The following is a 25,534-nucleotide window of genomic DNA, read 5'->3' as shown; positions in this document are numbered from 1 at the left end:
TAATTATAAAAATTAATAAACTATTAAATAAGGAGATAACAATATATGGCAATAGGAATTAGCGTTAAGAAGATAGCCGGTCAAATAGTGACATTAGAGGTATTAGATGGTGGTGTAGGTGTAGATATAACTGGTTATACAGTAGATCTTGCTGATGGTTTAGTAAAAACAGGTTTAGCTGTTTCTGTAGTGGCAGATTCTGAGAATAAATTATGGACATTTGATGCAGATGGGGATATTCCAAGAGATACAAACGTAGATGTAAGTTTAAAAGATGATGTAGGTACCCCTGTGGCGGGAGCTACTACTTCTTTCACTGATACGAAAACTAGAATAAATGTTAATAAAATAGAAACTAGGCAATTGACATTAGAAGTATATGATGAGAGTACTAATTTAGGTGTAGATATAGCTGGTTATAAAGTACAATTTTCTGGAGGCCTAGAAATTACAACAGGTATAACTGTTGCGTTAGTGGCAGGTTCCGCTAATAGAAAATGGACAGTTTCAACAGCTGTAGATATCCCAGAAGGTGTAAGTATATCTGTACAGTTATATGAAAATGATGACACTACAACAGTTACTGGTGCGACAGATACTTTTAATTATGAAAGTCTAACTAATGGTTATGTATCAAGAGATGATAAAGCATTAGGAGACACTACCGGAAGTTATAAAGTTCAGATAGTTGTAACTAATCCTGATGGAACAGATTATACTATAAATAGCGAAGCATTTACAATAAGTAGTCCACCAGCAGATGCTCAAAGTTTTATAACAATTCTTAAACCTTATTTAGTTCAATTTAAAGGTGAAAATACAGATATAAGAGCATCTTTAATAGATTCTTCTGGTGCGCCTGTATCTGATGGTAACTATGAGCTAACTGTAAGTATAGTATCAGCATAATAAATTTTAATAAAAAGTCAATTTAAAATCGTATAAGAGTATTCAAACTCACCATGCATTGCATGGTGAGTTTGTTTAAAAAAATCACGAAATATTGTTTTCCATCTTAAGAGTTTCAGGCATGCATGGTTTTTGGTGTTTAACAAAAAATTCATGAATATTTTTGATTGTAAAAATATAGAAAACAATAAAAAGAGTATGATATAATAAATACATGGAAAAAAATAACAATAATTCTTTATAAATGATCAGTTATAAGGAGTATTTGAACGGGAAGGAATAGTGAGGAACATGTATAAGTGTAGGAGAAGGAATTTTATAGTAATGGTATTGTTAATATGTATTCTATTTGGGATGAGTGTTTTTGCAGATATTCCACAATTTACTGTGGTAATAGGGGATAAAGGATATTCACTTGAGGATATTGATAATAATGTTATGGGAAAAATCATTGAAGAGGCTGATACCATATTTATCAAAGACAATAAAGATCAATGGATAGATATTAAAAATAATAAAGTAATTACAAGAGAAGAGATACCTAAGATAGCTTTAATAGATTCAAAAGGAAATATAATAGTATATGGTGAGCATGATGGGAAAATTATTAAAGAAGAAAGTGACAAGATTTTACTAGAGATATATGTTAGAGATAATATAAGTGGGATAGGACAAGCTATAGAAGGATTATTGACGTATGAGGGATATAAGGAATTGTATACTTCAGCAAAATATCAAATATATGATGAGAATAATGAACCTATTACACCAAAACTGGATATAAATAAGACGCAGTATGTTTATCCCAAAATAGAAAAAGATAATTTTAAAGTGAATATTTATGACTTCAAAAACAATTTGATTACCTCAACAGAAAATGTGAAATTAATTGATGGAAAGATATCAATATTTCAAAGTAAATTAAAGAAAATAGACGATGTAATTGTTAGTACATCTGAAGAACTTGTTAATGCTATAGCACCTTATAGAACGATTAAAGTGAAAAATGGTATATATGATTTAAGAGATTTTAAAAAGGATAATTCATACATTGAGTATAAGGAAACTAAAGATGGATATGAATTTGAATTGGTGGGACTTAATAATATAACTATAGAAGGTATTGAGGATGATGTAACAATTATTTGTGATTCAAATTACTCAGATATAATGAAATTAACAGGGTGTAATGATGTAACTTTTAAGAACATTAAATTTATGAGAAAGAATACAGATGAAAATATAATAGGAAGAGGAATGATACTTGAGAATTGTGAAAGTATCAATATTATAGAATGTGAAATTCTCGGTGCCAATTCAGAAGGATTAAAGATAGAGAATTCAAATAATATTAAGGTTATGAACTCTAAAATAAAAGAAACAATTAACGGAATAATGAGCATACAAAATTCTAAAAGTATTGAAATTATTGAATCAAGATTCTTAGATAATGGAAGAGAATTTGGAATAGAAGTGAACGGAGATTGCGATAATATTTTGTTCAATAATAGTGAATTTATAAACAATGATATAGAAAATGCTTTTTTTGATATTCATATGGTACATGATTATGATTTTATAATATCAGACTGTTTATTCAAGGATAATAAGGTTATTAAATTATTTGAATGTAATTTGGAAGATGGAATTGAAACTTTAAATGTTACCATTGAAGAAAATGATAAAATTAAAGAATATAAGAGTGAGTAGAGAAATGGATGTTTAAGGCAGTATGAGATGAGACAAACTAGGGACGGTTCACAAGAATTATAGTAAACAAGACAAGCACGGGGACGGTTCATAATTATTTATAATTTTTCAGTACAAGCCTGAAGAGTATAAGTATTTATGAACAGTCCCCAGCTTGTGCACAGCTTGTGTCTTAATAATATTATTGGAATTGTAATGAAAAAAATTGTTATTAATATAATGGTATAGAAAGTAATTTTATAAAGGTGTAATGAATGGAAGAGAAAAAAAAGATTATATTCTTCGTTATTCCTAAAGGGGATAGCTTTATTGATTATATAATTAAAGGATTATCTGAAGAATACGAGACAAAAAAAGTTATAGTTACTGATTTGAAGCAAATTGATGAAGGTATGGATTGGGCAGATATATGTTGGTTTGAGTGGTGTGATCAACTTGTTATTTATGGAAGTAAGTTAGAGCTGGCGCAAGAGAAAAAGATTATTTGTAGATTACACAGTTATGAAGCTCTTACAAATAATGTTACTCGGGTTAATTGGGATAATGTTGATAAGCTTATATTTGTGGCAGAGCATATAAGAAATATTGTATTAAGTAAAGTTAGTATTAATAAAGAAAAGACAATTGTAATTCCCAATGGTATTGATTTAGATAAATATAATTTTAAGGAAAGAGAAAAAGGATTCAATATAGCTTATGTAGGGTACATTAACCATAAAAAAGGCCCTATGTTATTACTGCATACATTTAAAGCTATTTATGATAAAGATAATAGGTATAAATTATATATCGCTGGAGCGTTTCAAGATGAAAGATATCTATTATATTTTCAACATATGATAAGAGAAATGGGTTTGCAAAATAGTGTGATTTATGAAGGATGGCAGAAGGATATAGATAAATGGTTAGAAAATAAGAATTATATACTATGTACAAGTGTACTTGAATCACAAAATATGAGTGTTATGCAAGGGATGAGTAAAGGTATTAAACCATTAATTCATAATTTTGTTGGAGCAAAAGGTATTTATCCTGAAGAATATATTTGGAATACCATAGAGGAAGCAGTAAAGATGATAAGTAATAATAATTATAGCTCAAAAGAATATATGGAATTTGTTCAAAAAGAGTATACTTGTGATGCGCAGATTAATAAATTATTAGATATGGTTAAGGATTTAAATAATTCAATTTTAAAAGAGAAAATAGAGGAACCATTAGTAAGTGTTATAATGACAGTTTATAATAGGGAAATCTTTTTAAAAGAAGCTATTGAAAGCGTTTTAAATCAAACCTATAAAAATATAGAATTTATTATAGTAAATGACGGTTCTACTGATGAATCTGAAAATATAATAAAATCATTTAAGGATAAAAGAATAAGATATTTTTATAAACAAAACTCTGGACAGTTAGATACTTTAAGATATGGCTTGGAAAGAAGTAATGGTGAGTATATTACAAGAGTTGATAGTGATGATAAAATTAATGAAAATACTATTAGTATATATGTTAATGAGATGAATAAAAATGATAATATTAAGTTTGCTTATTGTGATTTTTATGCTATTGATAAAAATAGTGAAATTATAAATGAAATTAAATTTAAAAATTATAACAATGGAGTTGAGGTTTTAAGTGATATTTTTCAAAACTTTTCATCTCCAATTCCTGATACAGCTTTTTGGAGAAAAGATTATATTAAAAATGTTATTTTAAATTATACAAAAGAAAACGTACCGTATTATATTGATAATATATTGACTACAAAATATGTTCATATAAATCAACCATTGTATTATTATAGGCAGCATGATTCTAATTTTATAAAGAATTTAAGTGGTTTAAAATTAGTTGTTGAAGGTAAAATTAAATTTATTGATTTATTGATAAGAAAGTATTTTATTCAACTGAATATAAACAAAGATTTCGAGAATAAAAAAGAAAATTATTATACTATGTTTGCTAAGAGTTATTTAATTGAGTCAAAGAAATATCCTAATAATGATGAGTATAAAGAGATAATAAACATGTTTATAAAAGAAACAAATTATTGGTTAGGAAAAGCATGTAAGGGAAATAGTGATATAGATGTTGAGAATGTTAAAAATGAAATCAAAGAAAATGTAAGGCTAGTAGAAGGCGTTAATAATGAAGATATTAATAGTGAATATATTTTTAAAAACAAAAGAGCATTAATAGTTTCTGCTGATGATCCCAAAGGGGGAAAAGCTGTTGGTGGTAAGCATATACATTTATATCTTTTACAAAAAGGATTAAATATTAATCAAATATCAAATTATTTAATTACCTATAATCCGATAAAAGGAATACAGGTGAATTTTAAAGAGGTGGAAAAGGAGTTTAATATAAATTTTAACAATATTACCGATGCTATAGATAAAAATTTTGTATGTCTTGTTTATTATATTCAAAAGCAACTTGAAAGCAAAATAGAAAAACAGATTTTGGTATCATATGTAAGTTATATAAATTGCCATGATGTTATTTCTACTATTGCAGCATATAATGTTTTAAAGAAGTTTAAGATTGATATACCTATAATCTCGACTCTTCATGGTTATTTTACTTTTGAAAATTCAGATTATGGTGCGATGTTAAATGGAGGAGATATATATAATTACTTCTTGAAATATGAAAAAAGAGCTTATGAAATATCAAATAAAATTATAGCAGTTGATAATAGAATAAAAAAATATGTATTAAAAACATTAAATAAAGATAATGACGAAAACATTGTTGTTATTAAAAATGCAATTAATGATAGAGAATTTAAGTGTATTAGTGAAAATGAAAAATTAGAATTAATAAAGTCTATAAATGAAAAATCAAATCTTATCTTTGTTCCTAGAAGACTTGTACCTAAAAATGGAGTAATATATGTTGTGCAAGCTGCAAAAGAGTTAATTGAAAGAGGAGTTAATGATTTTAAGTTATTGATTGCAGGAGATGGAATTGAGAGAAATAATATAATTAATTATATAAATGATAATAATTTAAATCAATATGTTAAGTTATTAGGAAGTGTTCCACATGATGAAATAATTAAATATTTTAATATGGCTAAGATCATTGTAGTTCCATCTATACCGTCTAATAATGTAGAAGAAGCTACATCATTATCAGCATTAGAAGGAATGGCTTGTGGTAAAGTTGTTATTGCAAGTAATATTGGGGGACTAAAAGAGATTATTAAAGATGGGGAGACTGGATTTTTAGTAAATCATCGATCTTATAAAGATTTAGCAGATTCAATAATTAATACATTAAAGATGAATCAAGAAAAGTATGAAACTATTGGGAAAAATGCACGAGTTGAGATTGAAAAAAATCATGGATTTGTTCAACATTCCAGAAAATTTTTGAGTATTTATGATGAGTGTTTAGATTAGAGGATGATATAACTTTTAAGAACATTAAATTCATCAAGGAGAATACAGGACGATTCTCAAAATTTAAAATAATAAATTTTAAAATTTAGTGAGAAATAATTATAACCCTATTTTCAGACAGGTAAAAATATGTAATCTGAAAATAGGTTTTTTTTGATGATTTAATTATATGTTTTTGTTAAAATAAAAACATATAAAGTTATTATTTAATATATCGAAATAAAAATGAAGCTATCTTTTTCTGTTAGACAAAAATAAGTAAGGAGGGATAGTATGGAATATGGAAATATTGAGATTTTCAAAAAGTATAAAAATGTATTAATAAAGAATGCAGTGATGATTTTTACTATTTTAAGTTTAATATTCATAAGTATTTACTCTTTTATTGAGTACAACAGGATTAAAACAGATGAATATATATTAAAAAATAGTGAATTAAATATTATAAATACAGAGAAGTCTATTCTGAACAGATATTTTAATGATGTTATTGGGGATGTTAAATATATAGCAGAAAATTATACAATTAATAAAGAGTTTTCATCTAAAAATAGTAGCTTTATTATTGAACAAGAATGGCTTATGTTTTCTAAAACAAAAGGTGTATATGATCAAATTAGATTTTTAGATAAGGTTGGAAATGAAATAATAAGGGTTAATAGTAATAATGGAAATCCAATGATAGTACCTAAAAATGAGTTGCAGAATAAACGGGAAAGATATTATTTTAAAGATTCAATAGAGTTAAAAAACGGAGAAATATTTGTATCTAAATTTGATTTAAATATTGAGAAAGGTATTATTGAAGTACCTATAAAGCCTATGATTAGGTTTTCAACACCTATTTATGACGGTGAGAGTACAGTTAGTGGTGTAATAGTGCTAAATTACTTAGCTAGTAACTTGATTGAAGATTTTAAAAGAATTTCAAAAAATGGGAATGAAAAAATATACTTACTAAATGCAGAAGGCTATTATTTAATTAATAATAATCACGAAAAAGAATGGGCTTTTATGTTTGAAAATAAAAAAGATATTAGTTTTAAAAATGATTTTCCAGATGAGTGGGATAAAATAAATAAATTAAAAGAAGGTCAATTTATAACAGAAAACGGGTTGTTTACATTCACTAATACAATACCTAGTGATAAGGATTGTATTAAAATGAATTCACATACGGAAGGTTATAAAGTTGTTTCACGTGTATCTCTAGATAGTAATGAGGGCTATTGTTTAAGAAATGAAGTAAAAATTATAATAAATAGTTTATATAAAAATATATATATTTTTATAGCAATTGCATGTATAAGTAGTATTATTGCTGCATTAACAGCCATAAATAAAGCTTCGAAGGATAAAATAAAATATTTTGCAGATTTTGATATTATGACAGGAGTATTAAATAGAAGGGCTGGTATTAATAAGCTTGAAGAATTATTTAGTAAGTCAAAGGAATATAAGAATCAAATAAGTATTTGTTTTATTGATATTAATGGATTAAAGGATGTTAATGACAACTTAGGACATGATGCAGGGGATGAGTTAATAAAAACTTCTGTGGATATTTTAAAGAAGAATATCAGAGATGAAGACTTTATCATTAGATTAGGTGGAGATGAATTTTTAATTGTATTCCCTGAAACAAAATATGAAGGAGCCGAGGGAATATGGTGTAGAGTAGTTGAAGAGTTTAAGAAAGTAAATAATGAAGAAAATAGAAAGTATATAATAAGTATAAGTCATGGTATTGCTGAATATAAACCTCAGGGTGAAAAATATATTGATGATCTAATAAACGAGGCAGATAAGAAAATGTATGATGAAAAACGAAAAATAAAAAAAGATATTAAAATAATCAAAGATAAATTTAATAAATAAAGCAAGGGTTTTATCGAGTTGAGAGTTTTGTTAACAACTGCCATAATGGGACAAACCGGGGACGGTTCATAAAAAATTACAACTATTTAGTACAAGCCTGAATAGTATAAATACTTATGAACCGTCCCTAGTATGTCTCTTTTTATTTTTCGTAACAAGCTACTATCTCACCATAATATAACGTATGGTAATTGTCGCCTTTGTAACATTCCTCAACTGAATCATCTAATATTAGTGCTGGATCCATTGCTTGTTTATAAAGAATTTTACACTCATAATACATATTACAATTATCAACTACTGGTGAGGATACTTCTTTGCTAGAGATAAATTCTATATTTGCTTCGGCACATTTATCTATATCACGACCAGACTTTGTTCCACAGATAGTTAATGCTTTTTTCATATTATCATCATATGGAATACTTACAGTAAAACTATCACTGTTTTCTATAAGATCGTAAGTGTATCTTGATGGACGAACCAATGCCATAAAAACAGGTTTCTTCCACATGAAGCCAACACTTCCCCATGAGATAGTCATTGTGTTTGATTTATCTCCTGATTTTACAGTTAAAAAAGCTCCTCTTTTATGAAGGTGTTCCATAGCTGTTTCAAGATTTTCATTGAATTTCATTATTTTCACTCCCTAAAGAATTTTTAATATATAGAGAATCCATAGTATAACTTAATTTATACATCTCAAAATCGCAGTTCTTCTATGCGTTTTGAGTATGTATAAGTTTAGTTAATACTGGAATCTCTATAATTATATAGTATTAATTATTTATTATCAATCAGTATTGATGTATAAACATGTTGAACGGACAAGCGTGGGACGGTTCATAGAAACTTATAATCGTTTAGTACAAGCCTCAATAGTATAAATACTTATGAACCGTCCCCAGAAGGATAGGTTACTTTTTGGAAACTAGGGTTCCAAATATAAACTACCATACGGAAAAGTGCCTACTTCACAGTATATTAAATATGATTTAGAATAGTAACTGTCCTCGGGAAAACAATTGTGGGTGCAATGAAACGAGAGGGATAAAGCTATATAATATTCAGATTAATTATATGCTTGTAACTAAATTAATAATAGATACATCAGTTGAAAACAGAAAATTTTAAATATTAAAACTTAGGAGGAATTAAAATGGCAAGATTTACAATACCAAGAGATGTATACTTTGGACAAGGTACAATTGAAGAATTAAAAAACTTAAAAGGTAAAAAAGCTGCTATTGTTATAGGTGGTAGTGCTGTAAAGAAAAATGGTGCTTTAGAAAAGGTTGAAAAGTTCTTAAAAGAAGCAGGAATGGAAACTACTTTAATAGAGGGAGTAGAAGCTGACCCATCTGTAAAAACTGTAATGAGCGGTGTAGAAGTTATGAATAGCTTCCAACCAGATTGGATAGTTGGTTTAGGTGGAGGTTCTCCAATGGACGCTGCTAAAGCAATGTGGATTTTCTACGAGTATCCTGAATTTACATTTGAAGAAGCTGCTAAACCATTTAACTTACCAGAGTTAAGACAAAAATCAAGATATGCAGCAATCCCAACAACAAGTGGAACAGGAAGTGAGGTAACATCATTTGCAGTAATCACTGATACTGAAACAGGAGTTAAATATCCAATAGCTGACTTCAATATCACACCTGATATTGCAATTGTTGATACTGATTTAGCACAATCAATGCCAGCTAAATTAGTTGCACATACTGGTATGGATGCATTGACTCACTCTTTAGAGGCATACGTATCAACAATGAGTAACGAATTAACTGATGCTTTAGCTATGAAATCAATCGAAATGATTCAAGATTATATAGTAGAATCTTTCAAAGGTGATGAAAATTCTAGAGCTAAAATGCATATTTCTCAATGCTTAGCTGGTATGTCATTCTCTAATGCTATATTAGGAATTGTACACAGTATGGCACATAAAACTGGTAAAATCTTTGCAGTACCTCACGGATGTGCAAATGCGATTTATTTACCAATTGCTATTGAGTTCAATGCAGAAGTTGCAGGAGCTAAATATGCAGATGTAGCAAGAAGATTAGGATTAAAAGGCGCTAACGAAGCAGAACTAGTTAAATCTTTAGTTCAATTTGTAAGAGATTTAAATAAAGCTATGAACATACCAACTTCATTAAAAGAGTTTGGTGTTGAAGAAGCTAAGTTCTTAGCTAACCTTGAGGATATTTCTAAGAACGCTGTAGCTGATCCATGTACTGGTACAAACCCAAGAGAAATATCTGTAGAACAAATGAAAGAGTTATTCAATAGAGCTTATTATGGAGTTTAATATATAACCCGATTAATAATACTTTACCCTATAAGAAAAGGTTGGACTAATCGTCCAACCTTTTTATAGAGTCTTTCTATATTCTATAAATTCTTTTCCCCATATATCTAAATCCTTAAATATTGGAATTAACCTTTTTCCCATTTCAGTTAATGAATATTCTACTACTGGAGGAACTTCAGGATAAATAGTTCTTGTAACTATACCATGTTTTTCAAGAGTCCTTAGCTGCTGTGTAAGCATTTTTTGAGTAACTCCCGATAGAGATCTTTTCAATTCACTAAATCTTTTAGTACCTTCAGTACCAAGAGTCCATAATATTAAAGCATTCCATTTTCCTGATATGATTTCAAGAGCAACTTCTATTTCACATCTATAATTGCTACAACTTACTTTATTAGTTCTATCTTCTGGCAAAAAATCACTCCTTGAACTTTATAGTTTCGTTTTATTACTGTGGTTCTATAAGTATATCATAACTTTAAAGTTCGTACTTAACAGCTTAGGAAATATATATTTAAATTATTATTGTCTAAACTAAAATTAACTATTTATTTTATTAATTTTATTATTATATAATAATTGATTGATATAGTTTTATAGTATAGAATTATAGTGTTACTTGAACGAAGGATTGTTAATATAATATTGGAGGGTAAACATGGAAAAAGGCAGATTTAATATATCAAAAAAGTTTCTTATAATAGTGAGTGTAATATTAATAATTGCACTTATAATATCTTATTCATTGAAGGGTATTACATACAGTAGTACAACAATTAATGATAATATAAACAACAGAGTGATGGATATTGAGTATTTCTATGGTATAGAAGAGCGTACATATGAATTTAATGAAGCCTCTGAATATGAGATAAGTGCTTCAATTAAAAGTGGTAACATTCAAATGGAGATAGTAGATCCTAATGGAAATACTGTAGATAATATTTCATTTAGCAAAGGAGAAAATCAAAAAATAACTGGAAATAAAGAATTGCCTAAAGGTAAATATAAGTTTGTTTTGAAAGGGCTATTTTTGAAAAATGCTCATATAGAGATAAAATTTGAATAAGGTATTTTTATAATGGTTTGAGAGATAACGCTAGAATTTGTTGGGAATTCTAGCGTTTTTTAAGTTCTATTGATAAAGTATACCAATAGTTATATAATTTAGTAAACTATGTTTTTAGGAGATGATATTTTGAAGACGCCAAGAAAGATTTATTCCTTAATTTTGGTGATTTTTATTACTTTTATTTTTGTAGGTTGTAATACTAAAAATACTGATGAACAAGAGGCACAAAAAAATGCAAAAGATTGGTTGAATTTATATTATACAGTGGAAGAGTCAGACTTTGAATTTTATGAAAAAATGAATTCTGGTTTCAAAAAAGAAGAAGCACAAGAATTTATTAGTTCTCTTAATGAGTATGAAGAAAAATTTAAATCTTTTCTATCTGACTCATTATTTCAGAATCTTGAAGCAAACAGAGACTTTACTCTAAGAATTAAAGAACCTTATGAACAAAAATACTATATCAAAGTAAAGAACATAGAATTTGAAAAGTATCAAGAAAAAAATATAGATAATACTGAAAAAGATAAGGAACAACCAATGCTTGTATATTACTATAATATTGAATTAGTTCAAACATCTATTTCGGGTGATGAAATTAAAATTGATGAGATTAGAAAACAGATATCCTTACAAAAGAATGATGACATTTGGAAGGTTCATCTTTTCAGACCTGTATATAATTAGAATTTTCATATTAACAGAACTCTTATTTACAAACAACGGGCTTACTTAAGTAAGCCCGTTATTTGTATACGTAAGGGACGGTTCATAAGAATCTATGAGCAGAGGGTGGACGAGCTAAATAAGAAATATCTATGAACCGTCCCCAACTTGTTTTTCTGAAGGAATGAAGAACCATCCTAATTTGATATGAATATATATATGGCTTATAATTATTTAATACAAACGGAATACGTGAAATTTTATTCTTATAACAAATGAAATCAAAAGAGGAGGGATTTTAAAATGGGGAATGAACTTTATAGAAAAGTAGTAGATATGATGAACTTAAAATTTAACATTGAGGGGAAATTGGAGGAACTTAATGGTGAATCTATATATAGATACTCTCCAGTCTTCATGTGCATGTATGATGGTAAAAAGGCTATAATTAAGAAAACAAAAGAAAATGAAGAGAAGGCAATGGAGCTTTTTAAATGGGAAGAAGAATTAAGAAATAAAGGGGTTGAATGTGTCTCACCTATTAAAGCTATAAATGGAGAATTTATCACTTGCGTTGCTGAAGAGGAACGATGGGTTTTATATCCGTATATAGAGGGGAAAAGATTCGATGGAAGTATAAAGCATATTCGTAATGCAGGAAGACTACTTGGAAAAATACATAAAGCAGGTGAAAATAAGAGATTCTTCAAAAGTGGATTTAAATTCGAGACATTTGATGATGAGTTTATAGAGGAAGTAAATGATGATATAAAAATAATAAAGGAAAGATATAAAGATATAATCTCAAGTGAAGTTTTAGAGGAATTTGAGAAATGGATTAAAGCTGCAATAGCTTCAAATTATAATAATGTTGGAGATAGAGACTTTCCAATGGTAGATTGTTCATGGGATTATAAAGGGAATAATCTTGTATACTCAGAAGAGGGAATTCCTACGCTTATAGATCCTGATAATGGAGGAGTTGTGCCAAGGATAATTGATCTGGCATTAGCATTGATACTCTTTAATAATGAGATGGAAACAGCACCATCAAGAATGTTCTCTAAAGAAGAGTGGACGGTATTTAAAGATGGCTATTATGAATATACACAGTTAAATAAGGTAGAGAAGGATGCTTGGAATGATCTTTTAAAATTTGTATTTATAGATGAAGGTTTATGGGCAATTGTTGATTTGGAAACTGATGAAAGTGAGAGACAGAAAGAATTTATTAAGAATTTGATTGAATTTAATGTAGGAGATTTTGAGTTATAATAATTATCTTAGTTAAAGTATAGATATCAGAAAAAATCTAATAAAAAACTTAATCCTTAATAAAGCACAAATTAAAGATATGCCGAGGTTTTAAATTTTTAAAAGCAATATACAGATAGTTTGTTCAAGCTATTTGTATATTGCTTTAATATTTTAATTATGCTGGTTCTATTTGATGCAATTTTTTTCGTTTAGAAATGAAAGATATATCATCAGAGAAGATATATTCTGGAATATATGTTTTAATCGTATCCTTTGTTATTATTACTTTTTGAATCTCTTTTTTCGATGGAACTTCAAACATAATATCTGTCATAACATCTTCAATTATTGAACGTAGTCCTCTGGCACCTGTGTTTCTGCCAGTTGCTTTCTTTGCAATTTCTTTTAATGCATCATCTGTGAACTGGAGTTCAACCCCTTCAAGTTTAAATAATTTTTTATATTGTCTCACTAATGAGTTTTTAGGTTCACACAAAATTTTCACTAGAGAGTCTTCATCTAATGAAGTTAATGTGATTATAATTGGGAGTCTTCCTACGAATTCAGGTATCAAACCGAATTTAAGGATATCTGATGGTATAAGATTTTTCATGGTTTTATCTGAATTATTCTGAGATTTTGAATGAATTTCAACTCCAAATCCCATGGTATTACTAGTGGTCCGTTGCTCTATGATTTTATGTATTCCATCAAAGGCTCCACCACAGATAAATAATATGTTAGACGTATCAATATGTATAAAGTCCTGATGGGGATGCTTTCTACCACCTTTTGGAGGAACAGAAGCTGTAGTACCTTCCAATATTTTTAGGAGGGCTTGTTGAACGCCTTCTCCAGAAACATCACGAGTAAGTGATGGATTTTCAGATTTTCTAGCAATCTTATCAATTTCATCTATATAAATAATACCCTTTTGAGCCCGGGCAACATCAAAATCAGCGTTCATAAGCAATTTAGTTAAAATATTTTCAACATCATCACCTACATAGCCTGCTTCAGTCAAAGTTGTAGCATCTGCAATTGCAAATGGAACATTTAACATTTTTGCTAGTGTTTGAGCTAAATATGTTTTACCAGATCCAGTAGGACCAATAAGTAGAATATTGCTCTTTTGAAGTTCAGTATCATCGCCTTTTACATTGAATGTAATCCGTTTGTAATGGTTGTATACCCCAACTGAGAGAACTTTTTTTGCTCTATCTTGTCCAATAACATATTCATCTAAGTATTTCTTAATTTCAACAGGTGTTGGAAGTGATGATAAGTTTTCTTGAATATTTCCAATAGGTTCATTTTTTATTACTTCATAGCTTAATTCAATGCATTCATCACAAATGAATACATGTTTAGGACCTGTGATTAACTTGGATACCTGGGATTCAGGTTTCCCACAAAAATTACAACGGATTGTTTTCTTATCATTAAATTTCTTCATAATTTTTATTCAGTGAGAGTGAGCCAATTAATAATCTCCCACAAATCCCCCTTTCAATCAGTAATGTTTTATATATAAAATTAATGTATTAAGATTAATTCAGATTGTTGAAAAAGCCCAATCTCGGCGTCACTAAGGCTCTCTGTGCTGCTCGAGTACATAATGCGTACACTCAGCTGCGCGTTCGCCTAGTTCCTTGATCTCGAACTCTTTAAACAGCCTGATCTTCTAAAGATAGAAAATAGAGTGAAAACAATATACAGATAAAATAATTTTTTGAAAAAGTAACCTATAATTTAATAATATGTTAACTTTATTATAATATAAATTACTTGTATAATAAATGAAATAATTGGAAGATAAAAGAAAATTATTTATATGATTAAATTAAATAATAGTTAAGCCTAATTATAATAGTATTTATAAGAGATACTTCATATGTGAAAAATTTTATATGCTTTAGGTAGTAAATGATTATAACTAATCTGCACCTATAAAAAAGAGCCATAAAAATATAAAATAATATTAAAGAAAGAAAAGCTAAGACAAGTCAGGGACGGTTCATAAGAAAAGTCATAGGTGGAATAAATCTTGAGTGGACAAGTTATTAAGGTTTCGCGAAAATTTTAAATAAGGCAATTTAGAGGAGATAAGAATGATAAATTATAAAGAAATTAAAAATTTAGACAGTAATAAGATTAAAGAACTTTATGATGATGCAGGTTGGATATCATATACTGAGGATATACCAAAATTAATGAGGGCAATAGAGAATTCAAAAGATGTTATAACAGCATGGGAAGAAGATGAACTTATTGGATTAATAAGAATAGTTGGGGATGGAGAAACAATTCTTTATATTCAAGATATAATTGTGAAAAAGAATCAAAAGAGAAAAGGAATAGGGACGCAACTGTTAAACCTAATACTTGATAAGTATAAACATATACGACATAAGGTTCTTTTAACTGATAACGGCGAGGAGACAAAAGGTTTTTATGAAGCTTATGGATTCAAGCAAAGTGATAGTTTTGATTTGGTTAGTTTTATAAAGTTTGATTAAATAGTATGTAGACATGATTTTAAAAGAAGAAAAAATTACTTGTTAGCACAATTTCTAGATAATCTAGACGAATAAAAAAAATATACAAGGAGGGTAACAGTTATGATCAAATTGGAAAATAAGGATTATTCAAAAGTAATACCATTATTTAAGGGGATACAACATAGTACACCATTAGTTTTTGCCATCATCGAAGAGAATAGTAAGGGAAGTGTTTTTGTAGATGATAGTAACTATCCCAAAAGTGCATTTATCTACCAAGAAGGTGGTTTTATGTACCTTATGTCAGATGATGATATTTTTATGGAACAAGTAAGAGATTATATATTAAATAAATTATTACCTGAAATGGATGAGCAAGAAATGGTTCTCTTTGCTTTTAAGGATACCACAAGGGATAAATTGGATGTATTATTAAAAGACAAAGGAGCTATAAGGATAGAAAGAAAAGTTTTTTATTTTAACCTAGAGAGATTCAAAGAAATAGCAAGTTCGGCACAACCCCTATCCTCAGAATATCATATACAACCTATGAAAAAAGAAGAATTAGAAGACTACAGCAAAGAAAAAAAACTAGGTGATTGTGTAGATAAGAAGTTGGGTTATCGTGTTATGAAAGGAAAAGAAGTTGTAAGTGAGTGTGTGTCTATTTTTGTTGGTGGAGAAGAAGCCGAAATAGATATTTACACACATGAAGACCATAGAGGGAAAGGTCTTGGGAAAGCTTGTGCACTAGCTTTTATAAAAGGGTGTCTAGCAGAAAACCTAACACCTAGTTGGTCTTGTTGGCCTTTCAGAAAAGAGTCTCTTGCTTTAGCAAAGAAAATAGGGTTTGATGAAAGACCAGATGTGCCAGCACACTTCTGGGCTGAAAACATGTAGATGAGGTTAATAAAATTTTATAGAAGGGTTTGAACTATCATATATAACCAAAAAAGGCAGTACATTTTAAAGAATAAGGGGAATGGATATGATAATTGGAAATAAAGTTGTAATCAGACAATATGAATTAGGGGATGAGAAATATCTATATAAGTGGTGGAATAATGGGGCAATGATGGAGCATGCTACTTTCCCATATGGGTTAATGAATAGCCAAGAGGCTATAAGACAACAGGTACAGAAAGAAATGGAAAAGAATGAGCTGTTTCCAGAAGGGAAGAAGTTCATTGTTTGTACAAAAGGGGATATGAAACCAATTGGTGAAATGAATTATGGTGGTTGGAATAAGAGAAATAGAATTTGTGAGTTTGGAATAAAAATATGTGAAGTGGATGAACAGGGGAAAGGATATGGAGAGGATGCACTTGCTCACTTCATTGACTATATGTTCAGAAATCTAAATTTAATTAAGATTGAATTAACAACTATGAACGATAATAAAAGAGCTCAAACCTTTTATAAAAAATTAGGTTTCAAGGAGATTGGCATAATTAGAAAGGGCTGTTATGACAGTAGAAGTGGAGATAACAGTGATGTAATGTATATGGACTTGCTTAGAGAAGAGTGGGATGAATCAAAGAAAAACTTCAAATTGAACTATCCTGAGAATAATCTTTGGATCTAAGAAAATGGTTTAAAAACATGGTAAATACATGTTGATAAAAGTTTGTTGATTAGATTAAGGAGGTTAATTCAATGAAAGAAGCTATTATAAATGATATTAGAAATAACATAAAAAAGGTAATAAAACAGAAATATAATATAACTGAATTAAATGAATTAGGTGGATATCAAAATTTCATTTATGAAGGGCAACTTAATAGTCGTAAGTACATCTTTCGTATAACTGATAATTCTCATAGGAATAAAAGTGAGTTAAGAGAAGAAATTGAACTCATTAATATACTAGTTAAAAATGGTGCTCCAGTTACTAAACCAGTGAAATTTCCGTCACTTGATTATGTTGAAGAAATCAAGAGTGATAAAGAAACATATTTCGTTTGTGTTTTTGAAAAAGTAAAGGGGGTAAACTGGAACGAAAAACCTCAAAGTGATGAAAATATTTTTAATGCAGGTAAAGCATTAGGAAAGATGCATAGAATTGTACAAAATACAGAAAGGAATTTCAAAAGAGAGGCGTGGGATAAAAATCAATACTTACAAATAGCTAAAGAGGTAATACCAGACAAAAGCATTCATAATAAATTGGATGAGCTTATAAGTAGGTTAAATCAATTGCCTAAAACTAAAGAATCCTATGGAGTGATTCATGGTGACTATCTTTTTTGTAATATGCTTTATGATGGCGACAATATAACTGTTATTGACTTTGATGAATGTGAATACAATTGGTTTATTTATGATATCGCAGTATATTTATTTTATTATATTCTTGGTGGCGATCCAAAGAATATTGATATTGAGCCCAATGAGAAATTATTCAAGACTTTTATGGAAGGATATAAGCAAGAGAATAAAATTGATATGTTCTGGATTGAAAAGTTGAATGAGTTTTTCAGACTACGAGAATTCATATTGTTAAGTTCTATATATAGAAGTTCATATCCTGATTCTTTAGGTAAATGGCAAAAGGATTATATTGAAGTAACAGAAGAAAGAATTAGAAACAACATACCATTTGTAGATATAGACTTTAAAAAACTTTATGAAGAGATTTAAAAGTGAATAGTGGGGACGGTTCATAAAAATCTTACTCCAGAGTTTGTACAAGCTCTGGAGTAAGATTTAATGAACCGTCCCCGACTTGTCTTATTTGAAATAATTTAATCTTTTTAATACTCTATCTTCTCCAAGTACTTTCATAATTGAAAAAAGATCTGGTGATGATGTTCTACCAGTAAGGAGGATACGTATAATACATGCAGCATCTGCCACTACCCCTTTGTATTGATCTGGGGCTTTTTTGTATTGGGATTTATTTTTCGCAAACCCAAAGTCTATTGCACAAGATTTAAGTTTATTAAACCACACTTCTTTGGAGTCACCTAAAGAAAAGTTATCAAGATAACCTGAGATAAATGACTTTGCATCAGATAAAGATAAAGTAGAAGGAAGCATATCTTTGATTTGAGAATCATTAATAGAAAACAATGAATCATAGAAGTAAGAAATATAATCAAATACTTCGCTCCATACTGCAATATCTTTACGTGGTTTATCACATAGTCTGTCAATATTTAATATATTTATAAAATACTCTTTATCATATTTAAGTAGAGTATTTAGCTTAGAATCATACTTTTCGCTCCACTCTAAACATTTAGTGTAGATTTCCTCAGCAGACATTAAAGAAATTCTATCCTTACTTATATGATTAAGTTTATCAATATCAAATAACGCTCCAGCGCTATTCATCTTGGAAAATGATATTTTAAACTCATCAGGTGATAAATGTGGATTATCTCTCTTCCAATCTTCGTAATCAGAATTTATAAGCGTTAGTAGATACTCTTTAACAATAGAGAAATCATATCCTTTAGTTCTATAATAATCTAGTGATAGCTCAGGATCTTTTCTTTTACTCAGTTTTCTTTTAGATGTTCCATCCATTTTCATTAATGTAGGAATATGTGCATACTTAGGTGCTGGATAGCCTAATACATCAAAAAGCTGAAGGTGTATTGGAACAGAGGGAAGCCACTCTTCTCCTCGTATAACATCTGTAGTTCTCATTAGCATATCATCTACAGCATGAGCAAAATGATATGTTGGAAGTCCGTCATTCTTCATTAATACTACATGAAGAATGTTTTCAGGCATTGATATTTTCCCACGTATAGAATCTATAAAATCAATTCTATTTTCAGGTGAACCAGGGGATTTTAATCTTATTACATAGGTCACATCTGACTGTATAAGTTTTTCATATTCTTCTAAGGAACAATCAGAATACTTAGCCCACTCACCCCAGCAACCAGGAAGTAGTTTTTCATTCATCTGTTTTTCTCTTATATTTGAAATCTCATCTTCCGTTAAGAAACAAGGGTAAGCTAATCCTTTCTCAACTAAATTTTTAACAAATGTTTGGTAAATCTCTTTTCTATCACTTTGAATATATGGTCCATAGTCACCTATATAATTATGAGCATCTATCATTCCTTCATCAAATGGAATATTGAACTCCTTTAAGGCTGAAATAACATCATCTATACCACCAGCAACCAATCTTTTTTGATCTGTATCCTCAATTCTAATAAAGAAAACTCCATCACTCTGATGAGCTGATTTCTCATAGATAAGAGAAGCAAACATTCCGCCAAGGTGTTGGAAACCAGTAGGGCTAGGTGCGTAGCGTGAAACAATTTTCTCAGGAGCAAGATTTCTCCTAGGATATTTATTAAAATAAAAATCTATTTTTTTATCTACATGTGGAAAAAGTAAATCTGCTAATTTTTTGTTATTCATAAATATTTCCTCCTAATAATTTATAGTTTAGTTACTGAGCATATTCAAGTAAATAACTAGTCATAGGTTTATGGTGTGTATCTTTGACTTGCTATTTATGTTCATACGCATAAAAGCTGATATGAGTGACCTAAAAGTGAAAATAAAAAAGCTCTCATCCTAAAACATAGGACGAGAGCATAGCTTTCGCGGTACCACCTAATTTGATTCTCCAACTTATTTGTGTATACTAAATCATAAAATATTAAAGAAATATATTGAATAAGTATACTTCATAGAATCCACTCTATCAGTACTAACATACTGTGCTTATGTAAGGTTAAGCAGACCTTGTTCGTAATCACCATAAGAATAAACCTAATGGATTTCTGAACACCACTCCAGAGCTTCTTTCTTCAGGTCTAGTTGTTGAATTTCCACCATCATCAACTCTCTTTAAACCAGATAAAACTGAATACTATTCTCCTTCAAAGTGTTTATTAATTGATTTTTTAAAAGTATAACAGAGTTAAAAAAAAATGTAAAGGGGTTTTTGGAAAAATAAACAAGTTAGGACAAGGCAGGGACGGTTCATAATAAGTTATCAACAAGCTCGTCCAACTGACAATTTTCATTTACATAATACTTATGAACCGTCCCTAGCTTGTCAGCGGGTTATCTATTATTTGCATATTTTTCCTATATGAGTAACCCATGAAACGGAAAATTATTTAAAAATACAGTAAAATTAATATTATCAATTAAATTATTTAATGAAATAAGAGGTGTTTACGTATGTTTAGTGAAGAATGTTTAGAAAAATATGATATTAAAAAAGATGATAATAGGATTCTGAAAGAAGCATATATTTATGCTTTGAAGGGGTTATCTATAGTAGGAGCCCATAGTGCAGATACTGGATTAGTAGATTTAGGTGTGAATAGTATATTTATTAAATCAATAAATGACTTTTTTAATGATGAGGATGAAGAGATTCTTAAGAAAAATATATATGACATTATAGATATAAGGGAAGACCTTATTGTCAAAGTAGGATATGTATCTGGAAAGATATATAATCAAGGAGATTCCCTTTTAAAGAAGGTGGTTAAAGTGTTTTATCCATCTAAAAAAGAAGAATCACCATACCTACATGATGCTCCTTCTTGGTGTCCAACAAATGATGAGGATATTTATGAAACAGGTGTTAAAGTTATAAGGGAAATGGAAGAGAATCCTCTTAAAAATAAACTTCAGGTAATAACATTTGGTGCTTTGGGTACGTATGAGAAGCTAAAAAGACCGGATTATAATAAGAAATATAGAAGAAATTTAGTTGAATTCATGATGAAGGTCTTAGCTTCAACATTGAATGAAGAATTAAAAGAAGAACAATTAGATGATATTATAAGAAAAATTGATAGGAAATAAGTATATTATAATAGGCGCCGTGAAAAGCGCCTTTTTATTTTATTTATATTAAAATTAAGTATTTAGCCTATCCTAGAAATATCACCAATTAATTTGATTTCATCATCATTAATAACAATTCCATCTCCATCTTTACAAGCATAAACTGCACAGTCTTTCTTTTTAGCATAAGTATTCAAAGAATCTAAAATGTTTTCACTTCCATCCCAGTGAGGATAAAATTCAAAATCAACAAAGCCTAAAGAATCGGTGATTTCAAGTCCTATTATATTTTCATCACTATCCTCCCCATAGCCAGCTAGGTCTATTGTTTTAGTCATAATAATGCTCCCTGCACTAATGCCTATTAGTATACCACCATTATTTACGTATGATTTTAGTAATTCTATGAAACCTCTTTTTTTCAGTAGATGAAGAAAATAAAATGTATTACCACCTGAAAGATGTATTGCGTCACATTTGAAAATATCCATAATTCTTGTTTCTTCGTATTCTTTATCAATATCGAAATATTGAAGGTCATGAATGCCTAAAGCTTTATAGTATTCAATTCTTTGATTGAAATATTTTCTAGTAAAATCTGAACAAGATGGTATGTATCCAATAGAAGGATTATTTTTTTCAAGTAGGTTTAAAAGTTCATTGTCTACTTTCTTAGTTTTTCCAATTATTTGATCACTGTATAATATGAGTTTTGGCATTTAGTATCATCCCCTTATGTCCATTAATTTAAAAGTATTATAATGGATTATACCAAATTATAGTATATCATTAAAGGCAATCATTCAACGATAAAGAAATATAATATTAAATAGATTGAACGCAGCTATCAATAGTAATCGTGGGGGTACAGGAAAAGATGAGGTAGAAGAGGTATATTGGATATCAAAAGAATAGATATTTAAGAATTCTAATCTTATTTTATGGTTCAATAAAAATATATAGATGTGTGATGCTTTAAGAAGAAAGATAGAAGAGTAAATTTAGTTATGTGTGATGGCATGTTATGTTGGGGACGGTTCATTAAAAGTTCAATATGGCTTGTACAACACAAACTACGAAGTATCTAATCACAAGATTGTCCAAGCTATGAATATAAATTTATGAACCGTCCCCAACTTGTCATTACTTGTCTATCTAAAATTCAACTAGTATTCTTGTAGGGTAAACATCAAGTCCCTCAATTTTAGTTGGAAGGTTGTAAACTTTGAAACCACTTGTAGGAATCTTATCAAGATTACACAGATTTTCAATAGCATAACATTTTTCTTTTGCAAGATAAACATCTATTATTCCGTGGTTTTTACCACATCCAACTCCAAGGGTATCTATTCCTATCATGTTGACGCCGCGAGATACAAGATATTCAACTACCTCTATATGGATTTCTGGATGAGTAAGGTATTTTTCTTCATCTTCGAAATATTTATCCCAGTTTGTTTGGAAGAATACATATACTCCTTTTTTAACTAAATCTAAATCAAGATCAGTTAACATAACAGGCCTATCTATGATATGAGAAACATCAAATTTTATTCCTTCACCGATTAATCTCTCTGTTTCAAGTGGAATATCAATACCACACATATCTATATGTGTACCCATGTTGTGAGTAGCACATGAAAATTCTATAGTTTTATATGTGTGATTGTCACTAGTGCATTCTATATGGTTCACTTTTAATGCAGGAGAACCAGTTCTATATTCACGGCCTATTCTTGTTGTTTGAGTTATATCGATTAGCATAAAATCACCTCTTCAGTATATTTTTAAACTATCTTATAGTATAAAATCTAAAATCTATTTCTATAATAGTACACTAAAATTATAGCTTGTACAATGTAAACAATATCAATTTTTATGAACCGTCCCCAGCCCGTCTAAGTTAGCCTCATAAAGTTTTTATGAACCGTCCCTAGCTTGTCCAACATAAACCTATTTTAGTTTTCATGAACCGTCCCCTAAAAATAGACATGTCAAACAATATCGAATATTAAAATTTAAAATGTTATAATATAGGATATGGATTAAAGTTATTTGGGAGGGAGCAGGGTAATATGAGCGATTTAAAAATTTCAGATATGATGAATATGTCCCATGAATTATGGGATAAAAATAAAGAAAAGTGGTCTCCTATGGAGCCGGAGCATGGGAAGACATTTATATTATATATGATTGAGGAAATTGGAGAAGTAATCTCCGTTATAAAGAAAAAATCAGTAGATGATATCATGAATGATAAAGAGGTTAGGGAGCATTTCGTCACGGAACTTGGTGATGTTATGATGTATTATATGGATGTACTTAATAGATTTAAGATCACTCCTGAGGAATTCAGTGAATTATATCTCAAGAAATTTAATAAGAATATGGGAAGAGATTACGAGAAGCAATATAAAGAATTAAAGTTTAGTGAAGAGTAGAAATATATATTGGGTTAAAAAAATGAGAATGATATCTAATAAAGGTGAGAGGTTCTTTAACTTCTCATCTTATTTATTTGTTTTAAAATTTTTTAAGAAAAAATGAAACGTTTTTCAAATTAAAGCAGTCTTATATATGAAAAATCAATAAATGTTTATTAGGAGTAGAGATTATGAGTGGGAACTTAAATTGTGAAAGTGAGAGTTTTTTAGAATTTGAAAGTCTAGCACAAACTGTGCATAAGGATCTATATGTTTTCTTATATAGTATGTGCAAGGATAATGAGATAGCCAATGATGCACTGCAGAATGCATTTATCAAGGGATTTAAAAGTTTCAATACATTGAAGGATACTGAAGATTTCAAGAGTTGGATGTTCACAATAGGTAAGAGAGAGATGTTTACTATATTGCAAAAAAATAAAAAGCATCAAGCAGAGAATCTTGAGATGGTTACAAATGACAAGGTTATTATGGAAACAAAGGAAAACCCAGAAGAAGAATATTTAGTTAAAGAGAAAAAGAAGATGGTAATGAATGCAATAGAAAGCCTTAAGGAAGATATGAGAGAGATTATTCTCATGAAATATTATCATAACCTATCTTTTGAGAAGATAGCAAAGATTCAAGGAATAAATGTTAATACAATACGTTCAAAGCATATGAGGGCAAAAGGGTATATAAAAGAGTATCTTTGTAAGACTGATAGCATTTAATGGAGGTGTAGATTTTATGAAAAAAGATAATATAGAGCATTTAATTGAAGAAAGCTTGGAAGAATATGAAGAAACGATGGAGTTAGAGGGAATGATAATTCCAGAGTTTAATGAGACTATGAATAAAGTGAAAAATAAAATAAACAAAGAAGATAATGAGAATGAAAAAATTTTATTATTTAAAAATAAGGGAAAAAGGAGAGAAGGGTTTATGAAAAAGCAGGTTAAAAAATATGTAGCTGTAGCGGCAATGTTATCAATTTTAGTAGTTGGAGGAGGAGTTTACTCATTTATGGGAAATAATGTTGACGGAACCAAGCCATCAATAACTGATAATGGAGGGGTTCAGATTCCAAGCCCATGGGTAAATGGTGACTCTGTTGAAGAAGTGGAGAGAGAATGTGGTTTTGAGATTGAGGAATTTACTTATTTACCAGATGGATTTAATAAAAGTGAAATAGTATATCTAAAAACTGATGAAGGGGTTATAGTGAGACAATTTGCTCGTAATTCAACTGACGAAAGAATAAGTTTTGAAAAGCGTAATAATACCATTGAAAATGATGGTGATTATACTGTATATGATAAAGAAAATACAATCAATGTTGTAGATGTATCAGTTACAGTTAAGTATGAAGGTGAGAATTTAAAGAAAGCTCAATGGGAAAAAGATGATTTTAAGTATTCTATAATGAGTGATAATACAATTAAGATTGAAGATATGGTTAAGATCATTGAAGGGGTAAAATATTAAGAAATTAAATAATATTATAGTGAATGATTTACAGATAGATATAATATAAAACCTAGTCCACCTAAATGAATACTTGGGTGGACTAGGTTTTATTCATTAGGAGCGCGAAGGCAATCCAAGTT

Annotated in this window: 22 protein-coding genes and 1 other annotated feature; of the genes, 16 read left to right on the top strand and 6 right to left on the bottom strand. The window is 29.1% G+C overall.

The features are described from left to right. Nucleotides 1-45: 45 nt before the first annotated feature. From KDK92_RS05840 to KDK92_RS05825, 4 genes are all read left to right on the top strand, one after another. Nucleotides 46-909: a hypothetical protein gene (locus tag KDK92_RS05840; protein WP_250858242.1), complete on the top strand. Its 864-nt coding sequence runs from the start codon at nucleotides 46-48 to the stop codon at nucleotides 907-909. Nucleotides 910-1,233: 324 nt separating this feature from the next. Beyond that, complete coding sequence (locus tag KDK92_RS05835; RefSeq protein ID WP_250858241.1) at nucleotides 1,234-2,619, top strand: right-handed parallel beta-helix repeat-containing protein; 1,386 nt, start codon at nucleotides 1,234-1,236, stop codon at nucleotides 2,617-2,619. Nucleotides 2,620-2,873: 254 nt separating this feature from the next. After that, on the top strand, nucleotides 2,874-6,032 hold the full coding sequence (locus KDK92_RS05830) for a glycosyltransferase (protein WP_250858239.1): 3,159 nt from the start codon (nucleotides 2,874-2,876) through the stop codon (nucleotides 6,030-6,032). Nucleotides 6,033-6,305: 273 nt separating this feature from the next. After that, nucleotides 6,306-7,910, top strand: coding sequence for a sensor domain-containing diguanylate cyclase (locus KDK92_RS05825; protein WP_250858237.1), 1,605 nt, complete (start codon nucleotides 6,306-6,308; stop codon nucleotides 7,908-7,910). Between the two features lie 142 nt (nucleotides 7,911-8,052). Here KDK92_RS05825 and KDK92_RS05820 read toward each other — a convergent pair whose 3' ends face one another. Then, nucleotides 8,053-8,547: a flavin reductase family protein gene (locus tag KDK92_RS05820; protein ID WP_250858235.1), complete on the bottom strand. Its 495-nt coding sequence runs from the start codon at nucleotides 8,545-8,547 to the stop codon at nucleotides 8,053-8,055. A gap of 522 nt (nucleotides 8,548-9,069) precedes the next feature. Here KDK92_RS05820 and KDK92_RS05815 point away from each other — a divergent pair. After that, nucleotides 9,070-10,224, top strand: a complete 1,155-nt coding sequence (locus tag KDK92_RS05815; RefSeq protein WP_250858234.1) for an iron-containing alcohol dehydrogenase — start codon at nucleotides 9,070-9,072, stop codon at nucleotides 10,222-10,224. 63 nt (nucleotides 10,225-10,287) lie between these two features. Here the strand turns inward: KDK92_RS05815 and KDK92_RS05810 are convergent, their stop codons facing one another. Continuing rightward, complete coding sequence (locus tag KDK92_RS05810; protein WP_250858232.1) at nucleotides 10,288-10,641, bottom strand: winged helix-turn-helix transcriptional regulator; 354 nt, start codon at nucleotides 10,639-10,641, stop codon at nucleotides 10,288-10,290. A 244-nt stretch (nucleotides 10,642-10,885) separates the two neighbouring features. Here KDK92_RS05810 and KDK92_RS05805 point away from each other — a divergent pair, with 244 nt between their 5' ends. The 3 genes from KDK92_RS05805 to KDK92_RS05795 all read left to right on the top strand — a co-directional run bounded on the left by KDK92_RS05805 (nucleotide 10,886) and on the right by KDK92_RS05795 (nucleotide 13,240). Continuing rightward, entirely contained in the window at nucleotides 10,886-11,296 is a 411-nt protein-coding gene (locus KDK92_RS05805) for a hypothetical protein (protein WP_250858230.1), read from the top strand. A 129-nt stretch (nucleotides 11,297-11,425) separates the two neighbouring features. Continuing rightward, entirely contained in the window at nucleotides 11,426-11,986 is a 561-nt protein-coding gene (locus KDK92_RS05800) for a hypothetical protein (protein WP_250858228.1), read from the top strand. Nucleotides 11,987-12,268: 282 nt separating this feature from the next. After that, nucleotides 12,269-13,240 (top strand): phosphotransferase enzyme family protein, encoded by a 972-nt coding sequence (locus KDK92_RS05795; RefSeq protein ID WP_250858226.1) that lies wholly within the window; start codon nucleotides 12,269-12,271, stop codon nucleotides 13,238-13,240. 157 nt (nucleotides 13,241-13,397) lie between these two features. Here KDK92_RS05795 and clpX read toward each other — a convergent pair whose 3' ends face one another. Further along, nucleotides 13,398-14,678, bottom strand: a complete 1,281-nt coding sequence (gene clpX, locus KDK92_RS05790; RefSeq protein ID WP_250858224.1) for an ATP-dependent Clp protease ATP-binding subunit ClpX — start codon at nucleotides 14,676-14,678, stop codon at nucleotides 13,398-13,400. A gap of 655 nt (nucleotides 14,679-15,333) precedes the next feature. On the opposite strand from clpX, the gene KDK92_RS05785 reads away from it, so the two are divergent. From KDK92_RS05785 to KDK92_RS05770, 4 genes are all read left to right on the top strand, one after another. Then, nucleotides 15,334-15,741 carry a GNAT family N-acetyltransferase gene (locus KDK92_RS05785; protein ID WP_250858222.1) on the top strand — a complete coding sequence of 136 codons (408 nt, stop codon included), beginning with the start codon at nucleotides 15,334-15,336 and terminating at the stop codon, nucleotides 15,739-15,741. 102 nt (nucleotides 15,742-15,843) lie between these two features. Next, on the top strand, nucleotides 15,844-16,623 hold the full coding sequence (locus KDK92_RS05780; RefSeq protein ID WP_250858221.1) for a GNAT family N-acetyltransferase: 780 nt from the start codon (nucleotides 15,844-15,846) through the stop codon (nucleotides 16,621-16,623). Nucleotides 16,624-16,711: 88 nt separating this feature from the next. Beyond that, nucleotides 16,712-17,308 (top strand): GNAT family N-acetyltransferase, encoded by a 597-nt coding sequence (locus KDK92_RS05775; protein WP_250858219.1) that lies wholly within the window; start codon nucleotides 16,712-16,714, stop codon nucleotides 17,306-17,308. A 71-nt stretch (nucleotides 17,309-17,379) separates the two neighbouring features. After that, on the top strand, nucleotides 17,380-18,363 hold the full coding sequence (locus tag KDK92_RS05770; protein WP_250858218.1) for a phosphotransferase enzyme family protein: 984 nt from the start codon (nucleotides 17,380-17,382) through the stop codon (nucleotides 18,361-18,363). A gap of 90 nt (nucleotides 18,364-18,453) precedes the next feature. On the opposite strand, the gene KDK92_RS05765 is transcribed toward KDK92_RS05770, so the two are convergent. Next, on the bottom strand, nucleotides 18,454-20,109 hold the full coding sequence (locus KDK92_RS05765) for a glutamate--tRNA ligase (RefSeq protein ID WP_250858216.1): 1,656 nt from the start codon (nucleotides 20,107-20,109) through the stop codon (nucleotides 18,454-18,456). 164 nt (nucleotides 20,110-20,273) lie between these two features. Further along, nucleotides 20,274-20,589 (bottom strand) — a binding site (T-box leader). A gap of 294 nt (nucleotides 20,590-20,883) precedes the next feature. Between KDK92_RS05765 and KDK92_RS05760 the strand changes: the two genes are divergently transcribed. Then, complete coding sequence (locus tag KDK92_RS05760; RefSeq protein ID WP_250858214.1) at nucleotides 20,884-21,519, top strand: hypothetical protein; 636 nt, start codon at nucleotides 20,884-20,886, stop codon at nucleotides 21,517-21,519. A gap of 62 nt (nucleotides 21,520-21,581) precedes the next feature. On the opposite strand, the gene KDK92_RS05755 is transcribed toward KDK92_RS05760, so the two are convergent. Both KDK92_RS05755 and KDK92_RS05750 read right to left on the bottom strand, forming a co-directional pair. Beyond that, nucleotides 21,582-22,220 (bottom strand): Type 1 glutamine amidotransferase-like domain-containing protein, encoded by a 639-nt coding sequence (locus KDK92_RS05755; RefSeq protein ID WP_250858212.1) that lies wholly within the window; start codon nucleotides 22,218-22,220, stop codon nucleotides 21,582-21,584. Between the two features lie 436 nt (nucleotides 22,221-22,656). Then, nucleotides 22,657-23,265, bottom strand: a complete 609-nt coding sequence (locus tag KDK92_RS05750; protein ID WP_250858210.1) for a cyclase family protein — start codon at nucleotides 23,263-23,265, stop codon at nucleotides 22,657-22,659. A gap of 311 nt (nucleotides 23,266-23,576) precedes the next feature. Between KDK92_RS05750 and KDK92_RS05745 the strand changes: the two genes are divergently transcribed. The 3 genes from KDK92_RS05745 to KDK92_RS05735 all read left to right on the top strand — a co-directional run bounded on the left by KDK92_RS05745 (nucleotide 23,577) and on the right by KDK92_RS05735 (nucleotide 25,412). Next, a complete protein-coding gene (locus KDK92_RS05745; protein ID WP_250858209.1) occupies nucleotides 23,577-23,942 on the top strand; it encodes a MazG nucleotide pyrophosphohydrolase domain-containing protein in 366 nt (121 codons plus the stop codon). A gap of 173 nt (nucleotides 23,943-24,115) precedes the next feature. Next, nucleotides 24,116-24,658: an RNA polymerase sigma factor gene (locus KDK92_RS05740; protein WP_250858207.1), complete on the top strand. Its 543-nt coding sequence runs from the start codon at nucleotides 24,116-24,118 to the stop codon at nucleotides 24,656-24,658. 16 nt (nucleotides 24,659-24,674) lie between these two features. Beyond that, nucleotides 24,675-25,412 (top strand): DUF4367 domain-containing protein, encoded by a 738-nt coding sequence (locus tag KDK92_RS05735; RefSeq protein ID WP_250858205.1) that lies wholly within the window; start codon nucleotides 24,675-24,677, stop codon nucleotides 25,410-25,412. Nucleotides 25,413-25,534 lie beyond the last annotated feature (122 nt).

The organism is Oceanirhabdus seepicola (assembly GCF_023684385.1).
In the GTDB taxonomy this organism is placed as follows: Bacteria; Bacillota; Clostridia; order Clostridiales; family Clostridiaceae; genus Oceanirhabdus; species Oceanirhabdus seepicola.
Note: the sequence above shows the minus strand (reverse complement) of the source record. Positions and strands in the feature narration are given on the sequence as shown.